The organism is Lysinibacillus sp. FSL K6-0102 (assembly GCF_038003545.1).
Classification (GTDB): Bacteria; Bacillota; Bacilli; order Bacillales_A; family Planococcaceae; genus Lysinibacillus; species Lysinibacillus capsici.
On record NZ_JBBOPH010000001.1, the window covers coordinates 4,766,001 to 4,786,183 of the forward strand.

A 20,183-nucleotide genomic window follows, 5' to 3' on the forward strand; every position below is an offset into this window, starting at 1 on the left:
CATTTTTTTATGCGTTGAACAGCTTCAAATTTTATCTAAATAGCCTATGATTAAACCGTCACCAATTTTGTTGGTTCTTCTGCATCCGTATCAAATAGATGAACATGCTCACCAACAAGGATGCCACAAGATTGTAAGGTTTGTGCGACACTCATACGTGCTAGCTCTTTCATATTATTATCTTTACTTAAATGTGAAAGATAAATATTGGTCGTCTTATCAAATACAACCTCACTCATTGCAATTGCTGCATCCTCATTAGACACATGTCCTACATCACTTAAAATACGACGTTTAATAGACCAAGGATAGCGTCCCATTTGTAGCATATTGACATCATGATTACTTTCAAAGACAAAAGAATCAGCGCCTCGAATAATTCCTTTCATACGATCACTGACATAGCCTGTATCTGTAATAATAACAAGCTTGCGATCATTTTCATGAAAAGTATAGAACATTGGATCTGCTGCATCGTGTGAAACAGCAAAGGATTCAACAGCTAAAGAACCAAAATGCTTCACTGTATCCATTTCAAATTCAAAACGTTGCTCTACAGGAATGTCCCCAATAAGCCCATCCATTGCCTGCCACGTTTTGGCGTTTGCGTAAATTGGTACATTATATTTCCGTGCCAGTACACCAATTCCTTTAATATGATCACTATGCTCATGTGTAACAAAGATACCACTGAGCTGCTTCATATTACGGTCGATTTTTGTAAATAACTGCTCCATCTTTTTCCCACTAAGACCCGCATCAACGATAAAAGCATGATCGTCATTCTCTACATAAATCGAATTCCCTGTACTGCCACTTGCTAAAACACTAAATCGCATTATTCAACTCCCCAGTCTTCTTCTTCGCTCTCTTGCTTGTCCTCCTGGATTTCGATGACTTTACCTTCTACTGCATTCACAAAGTACTCTTCTTTTGTCCCATCAGATAATTTCACTTGAACTTCCCATGTTGGCACCAATACCTGAGTACGTGTCAATTTAACAAGCGTTGAGTAACCTAGTTTCATTTGTGTAATGCGAGAATCTGGCTTGAGCGGTCCCTTTGCATACAAAGTTTGAATAATTTGAAGTGGAGGAATAACTGTTTCCTGCTGTTCCATTTCTTCAATATTATCAATCATTGTTTGCTCATACATTGTTACTTCGTTATTAGCATTCCATTTTATTTTTAATGAACCACTATAATAGAACATTCGATTGTTTGTCTTTTGGAAAAAAATTGCGACTCGTTCTTCGCGGTCTATTTTCCATAAAGCATAAGATGCACCTTCAATGATGTTTGCTAGGACAAAATCTGTAAAGCTTGCGTCATCACTTACATTACGTAATTTAACAGGCCTCATAAAAATAACACGAGCCTTTGTATTATTATCATCCTTAAATTTAACTTGCTGGTTACTATTATTAAATTCGGCTGGTGTGAATTTATGCACTTGAGCTGTCATATACGAAGCAGATTCAATATTATTTGGTAATGTGCCGTACGTAATATTATCATCCTTTAAACGAGCTTCTATTGTTCTTTCACCTGGTACCTCAATATCTTTTGCTTCATTATAGCGATTGACATAAAGTGAATACAAGAAGATGTTCAGTATTAAAAAAACGAATATAAAAATAGATTTTGTTCTATTCCAATCCATTTTTAACACCTCCTAATACTTCAGGAGTCAGTTTAGTCCATGTACCATTACGAATAACAAACCAACAAGGTTCAAATATAAATATATTCTGTTCTTGATTTTGTGTTAAATAATAGCCTAAGACGATTTCATCGATATCAGACAGAGGAATACTGTTAGCGCTTTTTAATCTCTCTGCGATCTCCGCACCTGATGCTAACTCTTTGATTTCTTTCTCCAATGATATATCCATATCCAATGAGAAGTATGGACGCTTATAATGGAAAATTCGACTATCTCCCCAAATCGTTGTCATTCGTGTAATGACATGATTGCTATAGACAGGGAAACCTTGCAAATACATTTGATAATCTATTTGATTTTTATTGGTATTGGATGAAGCATAGCGGAAATCTGCGGTAAATCCTCCATGCTCATTAATAAATTCAAAGCTATCCTTTAAAAGCTTGGATGGCTCGACTCTAATACTACTTTCTGCAGCAGGATAAACATAGTTTAATGATTTAAGATTTGTTTCTAAGGTCATTAACGACATACCATCTGTATATTTTTCAGAGGATGCACTTTCCACATTCCGCTGCACAATATTTGGATCTGGGAATAATACATTTTTAAATAGTTCTGGCGTAATATCCTCAATAAAATACGTATATTTTACAGATTCAATATTACTGTTCGCCAAATAAAGAGATGTATAGCCTTCTCTTTCTACTTCTTTAAAAACCTCATATTTTTTGGCAGGCTCTATGACTTCCTGTATAAATTGATTCATGTTTGGCACACTGACATGTGAGCGGAATAATGATTGGTTATTACCACTAATGTAATACAACATCAATTCTTTACTATTGTAATTACTCCAATCTATAATCATACGATTGAACGTTGTTTCTGGTAATTCCTTATCAGTGAACTGAAAGGTTGTGTTAAAAGCTGAAAAAGGAATCTCTCCTGTAAAAAATATTGTCATTCGATGATCTGCGCCAATAATTTGATTCACATAGTTTGCAGAAAGATTATTGTTTACAGACACCAAATCTAAAACATTCCAGCCTTTAAATACTTTCATCATGTCTTTCATAGCTGCATTAGAAACTGTGCCTGTAAACTCTTCTTCAGATCGGAAAATAGCCTTGTATGGTCGAATAATATCCTCCATATCCTTTTGAGGCTTAATTAAAATTTCCTCGCCCTCTGTTTTTTCAATATATTTATAATCAGGTGTATAGGTCCAAATTAAAAAAGTTAAAATCACACTCAGCATAACAAGTAGAAATAATACAACAGATTTAACTGGCTCTATATATTTCATTCCCACTCACCTGCCTCACCAAATTCATCTGCATCATATGGTAATGTGAAGAAAATTGTTGTACCCTGTCCTTCTTCACTTTCAGCCCAAATCTTACCGCCGTGTGCTTCAATCATTTCCCGCGCAATAGCTAGTCCCAAGCCTGTTCCTCCCATAGAACGAGCGCGTGCACGATCCACACGATAGAAGCGATCAAAAATACGGCCAACATTTTCTTTAGGAATGCCCATGCCATCATCTGAAATCATGACTTTCAACATGTCATCCTGTCCCGTAAAGCCAAAGCGAATATTGCCACCATCTGGAGAATATTTAATAGCATTGGAAATGATATTATCAATAACTTGTGTGATTTTATCCGTATCAATTTCTACATAAAAGGAGGTTTCAGGGAATAATCGTTCAAAATGTACCTTGTCAGACTTAGACATTTCAAATCGGTCTATAATGCGGTTAAAGAATGAATTAAATAAGACAATATCTTTATTCAACTCGTAATCTGAACTATCCATTCTTGATAACTGCAGTAAATCATTTACTAGACGAATCATACGCTCTGTTTCGGTTTGTGTCACATTTAAAAACGTAGGAGCAATATTTTCATCTTTCCATGCACCATCTGCAAGTGCCTCTAAATAACTACGCATTGTTGTTAATGGCGTTCTTAACTCATGTGATACATTCGATACGAATTCTCGACGATCCATTTCAATCTTTTCTTGCTCTGTTATATCGTGCAAAACAGTAATCAGACCATTAATAAAGCCTGTTTCTTTTTGAATAACAGAGAAATTAGCACGAAGTATATAGGGAGCATCTGCTGTACTGAAGTTTAAATTCACGGCATCATTCATATGAATTAAGTCTTCAAAACTATATTCCTGATCAATCCCCAATACAGAGGCGATAGGACGCCCTAATGTAATATCCCTTGAAATATGCAGTAATTCCAATGCAGGGTCATTGATGAGAATAATACGTCCCTTACGATCTGTTGCAATTACACCATCTGTCATATTACTCAGAACTGAATCTAGCTTTCGACGTTCAGCTTCTGTGGTCGATTGTGCTTCCTGCAAACGGTTGGTTAGATGATTAAAGGTAATGGCTAGCTGGCCGATTTCATCTGTACCATATACACGTACCTTTCGAGAATAGTTCCCCTTCGCCATTGCCTGAGCCTGCTTTCGCATATCAGCAATAGGCTGTGTAATCGTTCTTGCCACAAGAATACCTAAGAAGATGGTAATGACCAAGGACATTGCCGTACCACCAAGGAAAATCTGATTAATATCATTCATTTGTTCAAAAACTGATTCAATATTGGCTTCAATATAGAGTACACCAATGATTTCATCATCTGGTCCTGCACCCGCACGAATGGGATTCGCTAAAACCCACACACGATTTCTCGTCTTATTGTCCAGCTTAATAATATCAAACAGTGTTTCGGCAGATATCGCTCGACGTACAAGATCAGTATTAGAGCGCTGACCTATTAAATTCTGATTTTCAAGCTCAGATGTTGCAAGTATTCTTTGTCTATCGTCAATGACACGAATTTCTAAAATATCACCATTTGAAACATCCCTTAAACCAGTAGAAAACTCCATAACAATTGACTTTAGGCTCTCCTCTAGTTTAGGCATGCTTTCATCGCGTTCCTTTAAAATTTCCTCACGAAGACTATATTGCATCAAGTCAACTCGCTGAAAAATGGAATCTTGGAAGTTGCTCTTCAAATTTCTTTCTAATTCACGAGCGAAATAGATACCGATAATTTGTAAAGCAAGCAATATTAATAAAATATAAATCAGCACTAGTTTGACATGAATGGATTTAAAGAAGCTCACTTTCTGCATTCCTATTACTCCTGTTCAGGATTTCGTAAATAATAACCTACACCACGTCGTGTGACAATCCAAGCGGGATGACTAGGATTATCCTCAATTTTTTCACGTAAACGGCGAATTGTTACATCAACAGTTCGTACATCACCAAAGTAATCATAGCCCCATACTGTTTGTAGGAGGTGCTCCCGTGTCATTACTTGTCCAATATGTTTCCCTAAATAATGAAGTAACTCAAATTCTCGATGTGTCAATTCAATTGCTTCATCACGCTTCATTACTAAATAAGCATCTGGTTGAATAACAAGCGAACCTACGACAATCTCATTCGACTCCTCCTCAGCCTCTTCTGCTGCTGGAGCGACTACTTGTAAACGGCGCATATTGGCCTTTACACGTGCAATCAGCTCTCTTGTACTAAATGGCTTTGTGACATAATCATCTGCACCCATCTCTAATCCTAATACTTTATCAATTTCAGAGCCTTTAGCTGTTAGCATAATAATCGGAAAATCATATTTTTTACGTACTTCTCTACAAACTTCCATCCCATCACGCTTTGGCAGCATAATATCTAAAAGCATTAAATCTGGTTGCTCTTCCTCTACTTTCTTTAATGCCTCATCACCATCATAAGCACAAATAACTTTATAGCCTTCTTTTATTAAATTAAATTGCAAAATATCTGCGATTGGTTTCTCATCATCAACAACTAAAATTGTTTTATTCATACATACTCTCCCTTTCGCTTCTTATCTATTCTTAAACAATGTGTATTTGTAAATTCACTACTCTTAACTCTATCATGCTTTCGGATTCTATGCATTAATCGATATTCAATCCCTCTAATACTGTGACAAAAAGCGATGTAATTCAACAATTATTTCTCGGGAAATAATAGAAAAAGACAGTCCATTATTCGGACTGCCTTCTATTCAACATGTTTTATCGGCCTACATAAGATAACGGATTTTCTAATGAACCGTTCTTTTCAACTTCAAAGTGCAAATGTGTACCTGTCGAATTTCCAGTGGAACCCATAATACCAATCACAGAACCTTTTTCCACTACTTGTCCGACTTCAACATTAATTGAAGATAAATGTCCATAAAGTGTTGTAAAACCATTATTGTGATTAATAACAATACGATTACCATAGGTGCCAGAAGTGCCAGCAGCAACAACTACACCATTATCAGCAGCTAAGATATTATAATTACTTGGTCGAGCGATATCAATACCACGATGGAAGGCTCCCCAACGTTCACCCATACCACTTGAAATATAGCCCCCGACTGCTGGCCATGCAAATTCTCCAGTTCCACGTGAAGAAATAACCTTTGTACCAACTACTTCAATTTCATCTACTGGTTGTTGAAGTATTTTTTCCTCTAAGGCAACTTTTGATGTCTGTGTACCATTTTCAGATGTTAATGCATAAGTTGTTTCTTTTTTTCCATTAACACCTTCTTGCTTGATGACCTTTTCACCTTTATACATTGTAGGATCTTCTTCAATTACTTTTTTAAACGGAATGACTTCTGCAACTTTCTTTTCCTTTTTTACTTCAAGTGTCACAAATGGCTTTGCTACAGTAACATTTAATTCTTGTCCAATTTGTAAAACTGTATCTACTGTGATATCCGGATTTAGAGCTAGTAGTTCACTTGTTGTTAAATTATGTTTTTTAGCAACTGACCCTAACACGTCTCCTGATTCAATTTTATATGTTTCTTGCTCAAGATAGCCTGTCATTAAAAACTTCACGGCTTGCTCAGGTGATAATATATCAGTGGGTGTCACTTTTTGTGATAACCCTGAAACTCCTTGTTTAAAGGAAACATTTAGAAGTCTAGACTCACCATCTTTTAATTCTGGTAGATTATTGCTAGCTTGGCGTTTTGATAAGTTATCTAATTCTTGCTGAGAAACATATTGTAGCTTTAACATTTGAACAGTTTTCTCATAAGCTTCCGTATTCTTTAGTGATACTACTGGTTTGTGATTTACTAATAATGTAAAGGCATCTGATTTGGCCACTAAAGATTGCTTAAGTTTTGATAATGTTTCTGCATCTTTTGTTTCATTTGTAAATACTTGTTCTGGGATTATTTTAACAGCTGAGCTAGCATCAATGGATAAACCTTTGAATTGCTGACTTGCCACTTTTTCTTTTGATGCAATTATTTCTTGAATTGCTTTCTCATCAGATACTGCACCAATATATTCATTCCCCACATATACGTGGTAAATTTTATTTAAGTTTTCTTTGTTATATTCCTTAGCAAATCCCATGTTAATCGTTAGGCTTGTCATTAAAACTACAATGATTGAAGCCTTTTTAAAAGAAGAAAAATTGTAGGTGAATCTATTGTTTTCTTCTTTTCTTTTCCAAAACGAATTCATCAATAAAGCCCCTTCCAACTTTACCCTACTGTAGGATGATTTACCCACAAGGATTTTTTGCACCCCTATAATGTACCATAAAGAAAATGACGTTTGAACGATTTCACTCTTTTGTAATGTAAATGTATTATTTATCTACTTATTGTTACATAGAATATATTTTATATAGTTTATAAATACTGTAATTTTATTCATATATTGGTTCTTAAAATTCAATTTAACTATCATCGGTATACTATTCTCAAATTTTTTCAAGTGAATTTTGACTTAATACTTTTTACTTTTTTAATATTCCGATAAAATATATATAGAAGGTACACTATTTGATTGGAGCGATTAAATTGAGTGATTCACAAACCTCTGAGATCACAACAAAAATGTTGAGACCTCAGAAAAATAGCATACGTAAAGTTTTTGCAAGAATTATTATGGTTTCGCTAGGCGCGATTATAATGGCATTGGGCTTGGAACTGTTTTTAGTACCCAACCACATTATGGATGGTGGCATCGTAGGTGTTTCCATTATCACATCTCATTTATTAAAATTACCCCTTGGTATTTTCATCTTCATTTTAAACTTACCTTTTATTTTTTTAGGCTATAAACAAATTGGTAAAACCTTTGCATTGTCCACAGGTCTAGGTATTACCGTACTCTCATTTTCAACACTCGCCTTACATAATATCCATCCATTTACGGAAGACACATTATTGGCAACAGTCTTTGGAGGAATGATTTTAGGAGTTGGTGTCGGAATTGTCATTCGTTATGGAGGTTCATTGGATGGAACTGAAATATTAGCTATTTTAGCTAATAGCAAAACACCTTTTTCAGTTGGTGAAATCATCATGTTCTTCAATATCATTATTTTTACGGTGGCAGGATTTATTTTTAATTGGGAGCAAGCCATGTACTCCATCATTGCATACTATATTGCCTATAAAATGATTGATATTGTTATTCAAGGATTGGAAGAATCTAAATCGGTTTATATCATAAGTGATGACATTGATGAAATTGGACAAACGATTATGGATCGACTTGGTCGTGGCGTTACTTTCCTTCACGGAGAGGGAGCTTATACGGGGAATGACAAGAAAGTCATATTTACCGTTATTACTCGTTTAGAAGAATCTAAATTGAAAACAATCGTCGCTGAAATAGATGACAATGCTTTTCTAGCCATCGGTAATATCGCCGAGGTAAAAGGTGGTCGCTTTAAGAAGAAAGATATTCACTAAAAAAGGGCATGCCGCATTTGGCACGCCCTTTTCATTTTATTTTATTATGCTTCCCAAACGTCCACTAACACGTTTGTTTGCTCACGTGCAGGTCCAACAGAGAAAGTAGCAATTTGAATGCCCGTTAGTTCGCTGATACGCTCCACATAGCGGCGTGCATTTTCAGGTAGCTCTTCTAAAGTTCTGCAGCTTGTTACATCCTCAGACCAGCCTGGAAGCTCCTCATAAATCGGCTCACATTGTTCAATAATATGAAGGTTTGCTGGATACTCTGTGATTGTTTCACCTTTATAGTTATAGGCTGTACAAATTTTTACTGTTTCTAAGCCCGATAAAACATCGATAGAGTTAAGAGCAAGATGAGTAATGCCACTTACACGGCGTGAGTGACGAACAACGACTGTGTCGAACCAGCCTACACGACGTGGACGACCTGTTGTTGTACCATATTCGCGACCAACCTCACGAATTTGTTGACCTACTTCATCGAACAACTCCGTTGGGAATGGCCCATCTCCTACTCGAGATGTATAGGCCTTAGATACACCAATAACGCTTGTTACGCGTGATGGCCCAACACCTGCACCAATCGCTACTCCCCCAGCAACAGGATTTGAAGATGTTACATATGGATACGTACCTTGATCGACATCAAGTAAAATTCCTTGTGCACCTTCGAATAGCACTTTACCGCCCTCATCAAGGACATCGTTCAAAATTTTAGACGTGTCCGTAACATACTTAGCAATTTCTTGTCCGTAACCATAGTATTCCTCGAAAATTTCTTCGAATGTTACGCCTTCAACTTCATAGAATTTCTCAAATAACTTATTTTTAATGGCTAAATTATGACGTAGTTTTTCCTCAAAGATTTCCTTATCAAGTAAGTCAGCCATACGGATCCCAATACGTGCTACTTTATCTTGATAACAAGGTCCAATACCTTTACAAGTTGTGCCGATTTTATTGTCTCCACGACTTTCTTCATCTGCAATATCTTGTTTAATATGATAAGGCAAAATCACATGTGCACGATTAGAAATACGTAGATTATCTGTATTAATACCACGCTCTTGTAAACCTTTAAGCTCTGTTACTAATGATTTTGGATTCACAACTAATCCATTACCAATTACTGAAGTTTTATCTTTATAGAAGATCCCTGATGGAATTAAATGTAATTTATAAGTTTCACCATCAATTTTAATGGTATGTCCTGCATTATCTCCACCGGCAAAACGAGCGATGGCATCGGCTTTGTGCGAAAGAAAATCCGTAATTTTACCTTTTCCTTCGTCTCCCCACTGTGTTCCTACAACTACTACTGATGTCATAATCAGCACCTCCGTTAGATACCTTTGTATCTCAATTTTCAAGCCTCAATTATTGTAACAATGATAGAAACAACTCGTCAATAAAAAATAGCGAAAAAACACGAACATAAAATCAAAAAATCTGATTCAACGTTCGTGTTTAATAACAGAATGGTATGAATATTATCGAACATTCAGATTAATTTATTCTAAGGGTAATATTTCATTACTAATAGGCAACTTATCTGAATGACGAGTAACTTGACTAATCACGTGGCGGTGGAGGTGGCATTTGTGACCAATCCACATTAATGAATTTATTGAATTCTTTTTTAAAGGCCAATGTAACAGTTCCTGTTGGACCATTACGTTGTTTCGCAATGATAATTTCGATCATATTTTTATTCTCAGATTCTTTATCGTAATAATCATCACGGTATAAAAACGCAACAATATCAGCATCTTGCTCAATACTTCCCGATTCACGTAAGTCACTCATCATTGGCCGTTTATCTTGTCGTTGCTCAACACCACGAGATAACTGTGATAACGCAATAACAGGTACCTTTAATTCACGGGCTAATCCCTTTAAGGAACGGGAAATCTCTGATACCTCTTGCTGACGGTTTTCTCCTGGCTTGCCGCTCCCCTGAATCAACTGTAAATAATCAATTAAGATCATTCCTAGTCCATTCTCCTGAGCTAAACGACGACATTTTGCACGGATTTCATTGATACGTACACCTGGAGTATCATCAATAAAAATCCCTGAATTCGATAAACTACCCATTGCCATAGTTAGTTTACCCCAATCTTCTGTAGTTAAAGCACCTGTACGTAAAACTTGTGCATCTATATTTCCTTCTGCACAAAGCATACGCATGACCAGTTGCTCTGCACCCATCTCTAAAGAAAAGATTGCAACATTTTCACGAGCTTGTACAGCAACACTTTGCGCAACATTCAATGCAAAGGCTGTTTTCCCTACAGATGGACGAGCAGCAACAATGATTAAATCGTTGCGTTGAAAGCCTGCAGTAATGTTATCTAAATCACGAAAGCCAGTCGGGATACCCGTTACTTCTCCCTTTTGTGATTGCAGTTGCTCAATATTATCGAAAGTTTCCACTAGCACATCTTTAACATGCTTAAAGTCACCTGCATTCTTTCGATTGGCAACCTCCATCATTTTCTTCTCTGCCTCGCCTAATAATGCCTCTACTTCGTCTTCACGTGTATAGCCGTCCTCGACAATTTTCGTAGCCACTCGAATCAATCGACGTAAGAGGGCCTTTTCCTCAACGATTTTGGCATAATGAGCGACATTGGCAGCTGTAGGGACAGCATTGGCGAGCTCTAGTAAATAAGAAAGCCCGCCAACGTCCTCAATCTCTTTTTTAGCTGATAATTCTTCTGTAACTGTTACAACATCTATCGCTTTTCCTTGATCACTCAAGCGCAACATCGTTTCGAAAATTTTCTTATGGGCATTTAAATAAAAATCATCTGCCAATAAAATTTCTGATGCTGTTATTAATGCCTGTGGCTCAAGGAAGATAGCACCGATAACCGATTGCTCCGCCTCCCGGTTATGCGGTGGAACGCGGTCCATCATCGGTTCACTCATGGATTGTCGCTCCTTATTCTTCCGTTACATGTACTTTTAACGTTGCTGATACTTCATGATGTAGTTTTACAGGAACATTTGTAAAGCCAAGTGAACGAATCCCATCAGGTAAAGTCATTTTACGTTTGTCAATTTTAATGCCGTGCACTTTTTGTAATGCATCAGCAATTTGCTTTGTAGATACTGAGCCAAATAAGCGGCCACCATCACCTGATTTTGCTTTTAGCTCAACTGTTAGTGCTTCTACTTTTTCCTTTAATGCTTGTGCTTCAGCTAATTCGGCAGCAGCATTTTTGGCCTCTAATTTCTTTTGCCCCTCTATTTGGCTTAAAGCTTGCGCATTTGCTTCCGCTGCATAGCCATTCTTGATTAAGAAATTTTGTGCATAGCCATCAGCTACGTTTTTAATTTCACCTTTTTTTCCTTTTCCTTTAACGTCTTTTAAAAATACTACTTTCATTAGTCAGAACTCCCTTCAAAGACCTCATTTATGGCCTCTTCTAAATGTTTTTTCACACCATCGATGGATTTAGCATCTATTTGGCAGGCAGCATTCGTTAAATGTCCACCGCCGCCAAGCCTCTCCATAATTAGCTGTACATTGACCTCGCCAAGTGATCGTGCACTTATACCAATTTTGCCATCTGCCCGATGTGCAATGACAAAGGATGCACTAACATCCTTCATCGTTAGTAAAATATCGGCTGTTTGCGCAATTAAGACAGAGTCATACACTTTTGATTCCTCACCTACAGCAACAGCTACTCCTGGTTTTACGAACTTAACTGTTTGCACAATTTTGGAGCGCTCTATATATGTGTCCACGTCCTCCTTCAAGAGACGTTGGACCAATACTGTATCGGCACCATTTGTTCGTAAGTAAGAAGCTGCTTCAAATGTACGTGCTCCTGTTCGAAGTGTAAAGCTTTTGGTATCAACGATAATACCCGCTAGTAATGCAGTAGCTTCTAGCATATTAATTTTTGCACGTTTCGGCTGATATTCTAGTAACTCTGTCACTAGCTCTGCTGTGGACGACGCATATGGCTCCATATAAACGAGTGTAGGATTTTCAATAAAGTCCTCACTTCGACGATGATGGTCGATTACAACCACCTTTTCAGCTAATTTCAATAGGTGTGCATCAATTACTAAATTAGGCTTATGTGTATCAACAATAACGAGCAACGATTTCTCAGTCATTTTACCAGCGGCTTCCTCTGGTGTAAGGAAATTTTCATAGAAATCTGATTTACTCTCTATTTCATTCATTAATCGTGTAACGCTACCATTTAATTCATCAAAATTGATAATGACATAGCCCTTTACATCATTCATTTGTGCCATTTTACGTACACCTACAGAAGCACCAATGGAGTCCATGTCAGGATTTTTATGTCCCATAACAAACACTTGGTCACTGTCTTGAATTAAATCGCGTAATGCATGTGAAATAACGCGCGCTCTAACACGTGTACGTTTTTCGACTGGATTTGTTTTTCCACCATAGAATTTAAGTTTTCCAGTAGGTTGCTTTATCGCCACTTGGTCTCCACCCCGTCCTAATACAAGATCAAGACTGGACTGTGCCAACTCACCAAGCTCCACTAATGAGGATGATCCAGCTCCTACACCAATACTTAATGTTAATGATAAATTCTTTTGAGCTGTTTTTTCTCGAATGGTATCTAATATAGCAAATTTTTTCTTTTCTAGCTCCGTTAAAATGGATTCATTTAATACTGCTAAGAAACGATCTGATGATATTCGTTTGACAAATACACCATGCTCTGCAGCCCATTCATTGACAATTGAAGTAACCATTGTGTTGGTTAAACTACGTGGTTGATCGTCCATGGCTTGCGTGATTTCATCGTAATTATCGACAAACAATATAGCGATTACTGTACGGTCTGCATAGTATTGCTTTTCAATGGCAATCTGTTCAGTTATATCAAAGAAATACAGTAGTCGTTCCTCTTTTTTATAATAAACACGATATTTCCGATCACGTAGTGTAATCGTCGCCTCATTAGTCTCCTCGGTCTTCATTAATACATAGATGTCATCAGATATATTTACAATACCTTCTCCAACTAATGATTCCATATTTAAAATGCCTTGCATATATGGATTAGACCATTCGATTTCATACTGCTCATTAACCAGCAGTATCCCAATTGGCATTTCAAGCAGTGCCTCTTCCCCTACTTTTTTCATACGGAAGGAGATAGATTCAATGTGCTTTTCTGTTACCTCAAAAGCTATCTTCTCTACTTTCCATGTGTAGGCCATCAGTAAAACAAAACCTACACCATAACCGATGCCTATCCCGATATTCCAAATACATAGAAGCACGAACGTCACAGTTCCAAATATGGAAAGAACAAAAAGCGGATAGCGAATTGGTCGTTTTCTAAATGTCCCCATTACAATCAGCCCCTTATTCTTTAGTCTTCCCCTTTACAAGTGAACGTACGTCAAAACCTAAATCAACAATACCGAGTAAGATCATAAAGGATGATAATGGAATTGCTAATAAAGTTGCTACCCATTTAACTCCATTTGGCATCCCCTTTTTAGAGATAAAATAATGGATAAAAGATATTCCTTGTAAAATCAGTAACAACCATAAAATATAAGAAACATTTAATACAATAATATCTAGCGTAGAGCCAGCCTCAGGACGCATGAATAAATTAATACATAAAACAATCATGTAATACCATAAAATAGAGCGTGGTAATCTCATATTTTGGAATGGAGCAAATTTTGGAACATCTACCCCTAGTCGTTTTAGAGCTGGTAAATTGACTGTAATGATAATAAATGCAGCAAAAAATGCTGAGATTGTTATCGTTGCAGGCATAGTCAGTTCAATTGTTTTAAACATTGCCTCAAGCTGCTCTGGATTAATGGCTACTTGGCCTGTTACATTCTTCGCAAATTCATTAGATTGCTCATAATTTTTACGTGCCATCTCTAAACTCATGCTTATGAAGTCAATCCCTGAAAGCTTTACATAAGCAACATAAACAATTGCCATCGAAAGGAGATTAGCAATCCCCGTTGACATAAATAAATAAAGCTTACTCTTCTTCAAATAAATGGCGTTACCCATAACGACACCTACTAGCCCTAAAATAAAGGCAAATGGCAGCATGGATATTCCACTCGTTATAGTGGTTAGGATACAGCCTACTATTGCTACGAGTATTGATGTGGAACGCTTGTAATTTGCGCTATACCAAGCAATCGGTAGTGGAGCGAATAATAAAGCTACTATAAAGATGAATGGTACATATGCAGAAATTAGCATCAAAATTGTAAAAAGTGCAACCATCATTGAGCCTTGTACAAGCGCTTTTGTTTGATTATTCGGCATTGAAAACCTTCCTTTTTTTCAGTCAAACTTACTACCCTTTATTGTACCATTTTTTCATAGTATTGAACAAAAATCACTTAGATCACTATGTACATTGTCATTATTTTTTCAATTTTAATTCGAACTTTTACCTAACTAGTTGATAATTTTCCTTTTAACCATAACAAAAAACCAGCATACCCGATACGAATATCGTAATATGCTGGTAGTTAAAATTGATGTAAGGTCAGTTACCTTAACGTCATCAATCTTATTTATCATCTGCTACGAATGGAAGTAATCCCATGACACTAACTAATTTAACTAAATTCAACATAAACTCCGTACCCAACAATACTACCAAGAGTAATAAGTTTCCTCGTCAATGTTTGGTTTCTAATCTACACTGTAGATTTTTCTACTAGTTCTTCTTTTCTCCAGTTAACTTAATTCTTTGTACAGTAGTATTACATCTCGATTATTTTAATTAAGCTTTAATGAAATAGAATTTGATTTTAAAGAATTTGATTCTTGAGTTACAGCAATATCTTGTTGTTCAGAGCTTCCATCTGTATATTTTATAATGACTTTGATTATTATGTCGTCATCTATTACCAAATTGCCATCATGAGGAATTGCAATTGAATATTGATATTTATCCTGTTCATTATACTCAACTGTATAGGTATTTCCAATTTCCTTTGTACCGTTGTATATATCTGAACCAGGCGAACTTCCAATCATAAATATCTTTTCTGATAATAACCAGTCTTTGTCTGCATATTCTTTAGCTGTAAGTGTAACATCCTCTATAAACTTGCCTTTGCTAATGGTATAAGTGACTGAGTCGATATGTTCTCCACTTATATTTAGCATAAGCTTTGTAAAGATTAAATTACCTACATCTCCAGTTATATCAGTTGTACTACCTCTAGCTTCAGTTGATAATTCAAAAGTAGCTTTATCTGATGAAAGTTTGGTATTTGGCTGATTCCCATCATCACTCAATGCATAAGCTGTGATTGTAAAATTTGCGACTTGAAAGTTTCCATTATTATCGAAAAACGGAATACCTATCATAATTAACAATAGGAATCCAAATGCACAAGCTACAGAAATCCGCCTTTTAAAATTTTTCTTTTCTATAATATTGCAATTCTTTTTCACACGATTTTTCATAGTTTTTGGCATTTCAATAGTATTAACAGCTTCTTTAATCTTATCAAAGTTCATCATTCATTCTCCTTTCGATATTTTTCTCGAATAAGCTCTCTTCCACGTTGTAATCGCTTTTTAACTGCTGAAGTAGTAATGCCAAGTATTTTTGCTATTTCATCTACTTTATAGCCCTCTACATAATAAAGTAACAAGACAATCTTATGTTTATTTGGCAATCTCATAAGATGTTCAATTAAACCATAGTTTTCATCATCCTTACAATATAGTTGTAAATCATTGATATCCATATGTTTACGAATAATATTGTACCTTCTCATATTCTTGCAGCGATTTGTAGCAATAGTAATCAACCATGCTTTCTCATGTTCTGAATCGTTAAATGGTGGAGATTTAGTTAGATAGGTAATAAAAGTGTCTTGTACGACATCCTCTGCATCATTCTCATTGCATAGAATAACAAGACACATTCTAAAAAGCATATTTCCATATTTATCAACAATTCGTTCTATATCTAGTTCGTTCGACCAAACTAATTGTTGCAACATCCATCAACTCCTTTCACTTATAACACACATGAAGTTACCATTTGGTGACATTTTAAATATAATAATTTTAGAAAATAATCTTACCTAAAAACTAATCGATGCATAAAAATTGGAAAAATATTTTCCAATAGTCTTCTATCCGAATCTAATCTTATTATATTGTGTAATTAGAATGTCATTTTAGGTACCTATCGTTGATCCTTTGCTATATCTATCGTTCTCTTAAATAAAACAAGCCCACCGAATAGGTGAGCTTGAAATAATTTTACATTTGATAATTTATTCAACCCAAGCAGATATGATCCACTGAATGCTTCATAATAATAGGTTGCTGGTACATTGCTGTGAGTTGAATAAGTTTGAGGAGAAGGGATATCCACGTCCTTATAAAGATAGAAACCGAAAGGAGAGATTGAGTCATCTGGATAATCATCTCCTGCTAAAGATAGATTTACTTCCCCAACAATATTAGTTTCAAATTTCTCGCTTTTTTTCCTTTATAGCAACAATATTTGAGAAAACAGTATAAATAAAAAAAAGCACCACAAAGGTTATGAAAACCTTGTTGTGCTTTTATTAATAAATAAATTTTATTTATCTTCTGCTACGAATGGAAGTAATCCCATGATACGAGATACTTTGATAGCTGAAGTTAATTTACGTTGGTACTTAGCGCTAGTGCCAGTTACGCGACGTGGTAAAATTTTACCGCGCTCAGAGATGAATTTTTTTAATAAATCTACATCTTTATAGTCGATATGCGTAATGTTATTAGCAGTGAAGTAGCAAACTTTACGGCGTTTGCGGCCTCCGCGACGTGGTGCCATAGTGTGTCTCCTCCTTATCTTTTTTTATCATTTAGAAGCATTAGAATGGAAGATCATCCTCAGATACTTCTATTGGCCCTTTGCTATTCGCAAATGGATCCTCATCTACACGTGTATAATTCGGCTGATTCATAGGTGGTTGATTTTGCTGATACGAATCGCCGCCATAGGAACCCTGCCCTGGCATAGCGCCACTAAACTGTTGTTGTGGTTGACCACCGCCATATGACGGTTGGTTATTACCGTAAGTTTGTCCACCATATTGAGGAGCAGGAGCACCGCTACCATTACGGGGTTCTAAAAACTGTACGCTATCCGCCACGACATCTGTTGTGTATACTCGCTTACCATCTTGTCCTTCATAACTGCCTGTCTGGATACGACCTTCTACCCCAATTAAACTTCCTTTTCGCATGAAGTTCGCTAGGTTTTCAGCCTGTTTACGCCAAGCAACACAGCTAATGAAATCAGCTTCGCGTTCACCTTGTTGATTTGAGAATGCACGGTTTACAGCTACTGTAAATCTTGTAGACGCAACTCCATTCGGTGTATAACGTAGCTCAGGATCTTTTGTTAGTCTTCCAACTAATACGACACGGTTAATCATCAGAATACAACCTCCTTTTCAGCGTTTTGTAAAAAATTAATTATTAAGCTTCTTCGCGAACTGCAATGTGGCGAATGATGTCTTCGCTGATGTTAGCAAGACGTGTATACTCGTTGATTGCATCTGAAGTAGCGTTTACTTTTACGATTTGGTAGTAACCTTCGCGGAAGTCTTGAATTTCATAAGCTAAGCGGCGTTTGCCCCACTCTTTTGATTCGATGACTTCTGCACCGTTAGAAGTTAACATTTCGTTGAAACGTTCAACTAAAGCTTTCTTCGCTTCGTCTTCAATGTTCGGACGTACGATGTACATTAATTCGTATTTTCTCATCTGTTTACACCTCCTTATGGACTTAGGCTCTCCTAATTAAGGGAGCAAGGAGCAAGTAATTAATTATTACTCACATCAATGAATTGTAACATATAGGTACATGTCTTTCAAGTCACAAACTAATAATTCGTTATATAATGGCAGTATATTTCATTATCTATGAAAGGAGTGCCTTCATGTTAACCAACGATAAGGAGCCTATCGTTATTGAATTAGATTTAAAGAAGTTAATGATCGACAATTTTGTGATTACAAGTGGTCTTGTCATATTATTTATTGCCATTCAATATATTTGCTTTAAAGATTTCCATTTTTCTTTTTGGAAGATGATTGGTGGCACAGCACTATTTGTTGTGCTGTATATAATTTTTATTATCCTACACGAGGCTTTTCATTTAATTGGCTTTATGATTTTTGGCAGAGTTCCCTTTAAAGCTTTAAAATATGGCATAAATTTAGAGCAAGGTATTGCCTATGCAACTACTGAGCAACCTCTCCCCAACCATGCTATGAAAAAAGCTTTATTACTGCCATTCTGGACGACTGGGGTACTTCCAACCATTGTTGGGTTTTATCTTAACAGTACTGTTTTAATATTGATAGGGGCGGTGTTAATAGCTGGAGCTGTAGGCGATTTTGCCATGTATAAAGAGCTACGCAAATATCCACGTAATGCTATCGTACAGGATGATCCTAAATTACCAAAGCTGTATGTTTATTTATTGCAGGAAAAGGATCATCATTAAAATAAGACTACATAATTAAATAGAATCTGTAGATTAGAAATGAACAACTACAGATTCTATTTATACTTTAAGGAGTTAAAAATCCATGCTGGGCTGCTGTATATAAATTTCTCCAAATACGGTTAATCGTAGATGTTTCTGTAATAGCATCCATACCGAGACTGCGTATTAAATTATTCGCTATCTCTAAGCAAGCAGCAGCAATATCCTTAGCCAATTGAGTAAATTGTGATAATTCCTCTTCCGTTAATTGTTCACCTTTTTGATGCTGTTGCCAAAAGACAGATAATGTTGCATAAAACTGTTCCTCGCATTGCTTGAAACGTTTATGCTGCTGCATCCATAAAAATTGGAAGGCTCCAATTCGTTCAGTTCTGCTTCCATCATGATTTCGTTGCTTCATTAAAGCAAAAGCTTCTTCTAAAAAATTCTCTGTCATCCCAAGACAAACGCCTAAAAAAGAAGCCTCTGCAAAAGTGGTAAATGGAAAGCTATGTACTGAATTGCCATAATCATTTCTGATGACCCCTAATTGAAAAGTAGCTTCCTGTGGTACCCAAACATTGTTTACACGGATTGTATGACTAGCTGTTGCCTTTAAACCCATTGCAGACCAATCATTCAAAATTTCTACATCATGTGGATTTACTGAGCAGCTAATAATTTTTTCGGTTTTGATACCATCTTCTTCAATTAAACAATTCATCGTAAATGTTGATGCATAATTAGCACCACTACAATACTTCCATTGCCCTGTTACATAATAGCCTCCAATTGTTTTTACAGCTATCCCTGTTGGATATCCACTACCTGCTATAACTGCTTCTTTAGGAGAATAGATTTTTTCACAAATTTCCTTACTGAATGTTGGAATAAATGCGTTTCCACCTGTACCAATAGTAATGAGCCATCCAAAATTGCCATCAAGTGCAGACATCTGTTGAAATATCTTTACACCTTCTACTAAATTTAAATCCATACCACCTAATTCTCTTGGAGTGAACAACTTGAATAATCGTTGTTCATAAATATAATCTAAGACATCTTGTGGTAGCATCCCCAGTTGCTCAAACTCTAAACCACGTTCCTTAATTTGCACAGGATTCATTCATAAGTCGCCTCCATACATTAAAAATTCTGATAACTAAGCAATCGAAAAAGGGCAACCATTT

19 protein-coding genes are annotated in these 20,183 nt (G+C 36.2%); 2 read left to right on the top strand and 17 right to left on the bottom strand.

Translation table 11 applies throughout. From position 1 onward, the window contains the following. Window positions 1–50: 50 nt before the first annotated feature. The 6 genes from NYE73_RS24255 to NYE73_RS24280 all read right to left on the bottom strand — a co-directional run bounded on the left by NYE73_RS24255 (window position 51) and on the right by NYE73_RS24280 (window position 7,231). Window positions 51–839: an MBL fold metallo-hydrolase gene (locus tag NYE73_RS24255; protein WP_048395252.1), complete on the bottom strand. Its 789-nt coding sequence runs from the start codon at window positions 837–839 to the stop codon at window positions 51–53. Beyond that, a complete protein-coding gene (locus tag NYE73_RS24260; protein ID WP_048395249.1) occupies window positions 839–1,663 on the bottom strand; it encodes a two-component system regulatory protein YycI in 825 nt (274 codons plus the stop codon). The genes NYE73_RS24255 and NYE73_RS24260 overlap by 1 nt, the downstream gene beginning before the upstream one ends. After that, window positions 1,650–2,975, bottom strand: a complete 1,326-nt coding sequence (locus NYE73_RS24265; RefSeq protein ID WP_048395247.1) for a YycH family regulatory protein — start codon at window positions 2,973–2,975, stop codon at window positions 1,650–1,652. The genes NYE73_RS24260 and NYE73_RS24265 overlap by 14 nt, the downstream gene beginning before the upstream one ends. After that, window positions 2,972–4,837: a cell wall metabolism sensor histidine kinase WalK gene (walK, locus tag NYE73_RS24270; protein ID WP_048395245.1), complete on the bottom strand. Its 1,866-nt coding sequence runs from the start codon at window positions 4,835–4,837 to the stop codon at window positions 2,972–2,974. The genes NYE73_RS24265 and walK overlap by 4 nt, the downstream gene beginning before the upstream one ends. 5 nt (window positions 4,838–4,842) lie before the next feature. Further along, window positions 4,843–5,556 carry a response regulator YycF gene (yycF, locus tag NYE73_RS24275; protein WP_036077923.1) on the bottom strand — a complete coding sequence of 238 codons (714 nt, stop codon included), beginning with the start codon at window positions 5,554–5,556 and terminating at the stop codon, window positions 4,843–4,845. A 214-nt stretch (window positions 5,557–5,770) separates the two neighbouring features. Continuing rightward, entirely contained in the window at window positions 5,771–7,231 is a 1,461-nt protein-coding gene (locus NYE73_RS24280) for a peptidoglycan DD-metalloendopeptidase family protein (protein WP_066038354.1), read from the bottom strand. A 377-nt stretch (window positions 7,232–7,608) separates the two neighbouring features. Here NYE73_RS24280 and NYE73_RS24285 point away from each other — a divergent pair, with 377 nt between their 5' ends. Then, window positions 7,609–8,472, top strand: a complete 864-nt coding sequence (locus tag NYE73_RS24285; protein ID WP_181574674.1) for a YitT family protein — start codon at window positions 7,609–7,611, stop codon at window positions 8,470–8,472. A 44-nt stretch (window positions 8,473–8,516) separates the two neighbouring features. Here the strand turns inward: NYE73_RS24285 and NYE73_RS24290 are convergent, their stop codons facing one another. The 10 genes from NYE73_RS24290 to rpsF form a co-directional block, all read right to left on the bottom strand. Then, on the bottom strand, window positions 8,517–9,806 hold the full coding sequence (locus tag NYE73_RS24290; protein WP_004233375.1) for an adenylosuccinate synthase: 1,290 nt from the start codon (window positions 9,804–9,806) through the stop codon (window positions 8,517–8,519). A gap of 244 nt (window positions 9,807–10,050) precedes the next feature. Beyond that, the gene (dnaB, locus tag NYE73_RS24295) at window positions 10,051–11,412 is read right to left on the bottom strand and encodes a replicative DNA helicase (RefSeq protein WP_004233370.1); all 1,362 of its coding nucleotides are present in this window, start codon (window positions 11,410–11,412) and stop codon (window positions 10,051–10,053) included. Window positions 11,413–11,425: 13 nt separating this feature from the next. Continuing rightward, window positions 11,426–11,872 (bottom strand): 50S ribosomal protein L9, encoded by a 447-nt coding sequence (gene rplI, locus NYE73_RS24300; RefSeq protein ID WP_004233368.1) that lies wholly within the window; start codon window positions 11,870–11,872, stop codon window positions 11,426–11,428. Then, on the bottom strand, window positions 11,872–13,842 hold the full coding sequence (locus tag NYE73_RS24305; protein WP_259951252.1) for a DHH family phosphoesterase: 1,971 nt from the start codon (window positions 13,840–13,842) through the stop codon (window positions 11,872–11,874). Before NYE73_RS24305 ends, rplI begins: the two co-directional genes overlap by 1 nt. Before the next feature lie 13 nt (window positions 13,843–13,855). Further along, the gene (locus tag NYE73_RS24310; protein WP_066038355.1) at window positions 13,856–14,797 is read right to left on the bottom strand and encodes a YybS family protein; all 942 of its coding nucleotides are present in this window, start codon (window positions 14,795–14,797) and stop codon (window positions 13,856–13,858) included. Window positions 14,798–15,259: 462 nt separating this feature from the next. Then, a complete protein-coding gene (locus tag NYE73_RS24315; protein ID WP_259951251.1) occupies window positions 15,260–16,009 on the bottom strand; it encodes a hypothetical protein in 750 nt (249 codons plus the stop codon). After that, window positions 16,009–16,500, bottom strand: coding sequence for an RNA polymerase sigma factor (locus tag NYE73_RS24320; RefSeq protein WP_016992318.1), 492 nt, complete (start codon window positions 16,498–16,500; stop codon window positions 16,009–16,011). The genes NYE73_RS24315 and NYE73_RS24320 overlap by 1 nt, the downstream gene beginning before the upstream one ends. 590 nt (window positions 16,501–17,090) lie before the next feature. Next, window positions 17,091–17,327 carry a 30S ribosomal protein S18 gene (gene rpsR, locus NYE73_RS24325; RefSeq protein WP_012296211.1) on the bottom strand — a complete coding sequence of 79 codons (237 nt, stop codon included), beginning with the start codon at window positions 17,325–17,327 and terminating at the stop codon, window positions 17,091–17,093. 40 nt (window positions 17,328–17,367) lie between these two features. Then, window positions 17,368–17,934 (bottom strand): single-stranded DNA-binding protein, encoded by a 567-nt coding sequence (ssb, locus tag NYE73_RS24330; protein WP_054548816.1) that lies wholly within the window; start codon window positions 17,932–17,934, stop codon window positions 17,368–17,370. 43 nt (window positions 17,935–17,977) lie between these two features. After that, window positions 17,978–18,265, bottom strand: coding sequence for a 30S ribosomal protein S6 (rpsF, locus tag NYE73_RS24335; RefSeq protein WP_016992320.1), 288 nt, complete (start codon window positions 18,263–18,265; stop codon window positions 17,978–17,980). Between the two features lie 176 nt (window positions 18,266–18,441). Between rpsF and NYE73_RS24340 the strand changes: the two genes are divergently transcribed. Next, window positions 18,442–19,011 carry a DUF3267 domain-containing protein gene (locus NYE73_RS24340; protein ID WP_103119041.1) on the top strand — a complete coding sequence of 190 codons (570 nt, stop codon included), beginning with the start codon at window positions 18,442–18,444 and terminating at the stop codon, window positions 19,009–19,011. A 67-nt stretch (window positions 19,012–19,078) separates the two neighbouring features. Here NYE73_RS24340 and NYE73_RS24345 read toward each other — a convergent pair whose 3' ends face one another. Then, on the bottom strand, window positions 19,079–20,119 hold the full coding sequence (locus NYE73_RS24345) for an acyl-CoA dehydrogenase (RefSeq protein ID WP_259951250.1): 1,041 nt from the start codon (window positions 20,117–20,119) through the stop codon (window positions 19,079–19,081). Window positions 20,120–20,183 lie beyond the last annotated feature (64 nt).

What these genes read in the sequence shown, in the direction of transcription:
- NYE73_RS24255 (WP_048395252.1), bottom strand. Translation starts at nt 839, where the DNA reads ATGCGATTTAGTGTTTTAGCAAGTGGCAGTACAGGGAATTCGATTTAT.
- NYE73_RS24260 (WP_048395249.1), bottom strand. Translation starts at nt 1,663, where the DNA reads ATGGATTGGAATAGAACAAAATCTATTTTTATATTCGTTTTTTTAATA.
- NYE73_RS24265 (WP_048395247.1), bottom strand. Translation starts at nt 2,975, where the DNA reads ATGAAATATATAGAGCCAGTTAAATCTGTTGTATTATTTCTACTTGTT.
- walK (WP_048395245.1), bottom strand. Translation starts at nt 4,837, where the DNA reads ATGCAGAAAGTGAGCTTCTTTAAATCCATTCATGTCAAACTAGTGCTG.
- yycF (WP_036077923.1), bottom strand. Translation starts at nt 5,556, where the DNA reads ATGAATAAAACAATTTTAGTTGTTGATGATGAGAAACCAATCGCAGAT.
- NYE73_RS24280 (WP_066038354.1), bottom strand. Translation starts at nt 7,231, where the DNA reads ATGAATTCGTTTTGGAAAAGAAAAGAAGAAAACAATAGATTCACCTAC.
- NYE73_RS24285 (WP_181574674.1), top strand. Translation starts at nt 7,609, where the DNA reads ATGTTGAGACCTCAGAAAAATAGCATACGTAAAGTTTTTGCAAGAATT.
- NYE73_RS24290 (WP_004233375.1), bottom strand. Translation starts at nt 9,806, where the DNA reads ATGACATCAGTAGTAGTTGTAGGAACACAGTGGGGAGACGAAGGAAAA.
- dnaB (WP_004233370.1), bottom strand. Translation starts at nt 11,412, where the DNA reads ATGAGTGAACCGATGATGGACCGCGTTCCACCGCATAACCGGGAGGCG.
- rplI (WP_004233368.1), bottom strand. Translation starts at nt 11,872, where the DNA reads ATGAAAGTAGTATTTTTAAAAGACGTTAAAGGAAAAGGAAAAAAAGGT.
- NYE73_RS24305 (WP_259951252.1), bottom strand. Translation starts at nt 13,842, where the DNA reads ATGGGGACATTTAGAAAACGACCAATTCGCTATCCGCTTTTTGTTCTT.
- NYE73_RS24310 (WP_066038355.1), bottom strand. Translation starts at nt 14,797, where the DNA reads ATGCCGAATAATCAAACAAAAGCGCTTGTACAAGGCTCAATGATGGTT.
- NYE73_RS24315 (WP_259951251.1), bottom strand. Translation starts at nt 16,009, where the DNA reads ATGAACTTTGATAAGATTAAAGAAGCTGTTAATACTATTGAAATGCCA.
- NYE73_RS24320 (WP_016992318.1), bottom strand. Translation starts at nt 16,500, where the DNA reads ATGTTGCAACAATTAGTTTGGTCGAACGAACTAGATATAGAACGAATT.
- rpsR (WP_012296211.1), bottom strand. Translation starts at nt 17,327, where the DNA reads ATGGCACCACGTCGCGGAGGCCGCAAACGCCGTAAAGTTTGCTACTTC.
- ssb (WP_054548816.1), bottom strand. Translation starts at nt 17,934, where the DNA reads ATGATTAACCGTGTCGTATTAGTTGGAAGACTAACAAAAGATCCTGAG.
- rpsF (WP_016992320.1), bottom strand. Translation starts at nt 18,265, where the DNA reads ATGAGAAAATACGAATTAATGTACATCGTACGTCCGAACATTGAAGAC.
- NYE73_RS24340 (WP_103119041.1), top strand. Translation starts at nt 18,442, where the DNA reads ATGTTAACCAACGATAAGGAGCCTATCGTTATTGAATTAGATTTAAAG.
- NYE73_RS24345 (WP_259951250.1), bottom strand. Translation starts at nt 20,119, where the DNA reads ATGAATCCTGTGCAAATTAAGGAACGTGGTTTAGAGTTTGAGCAACTG.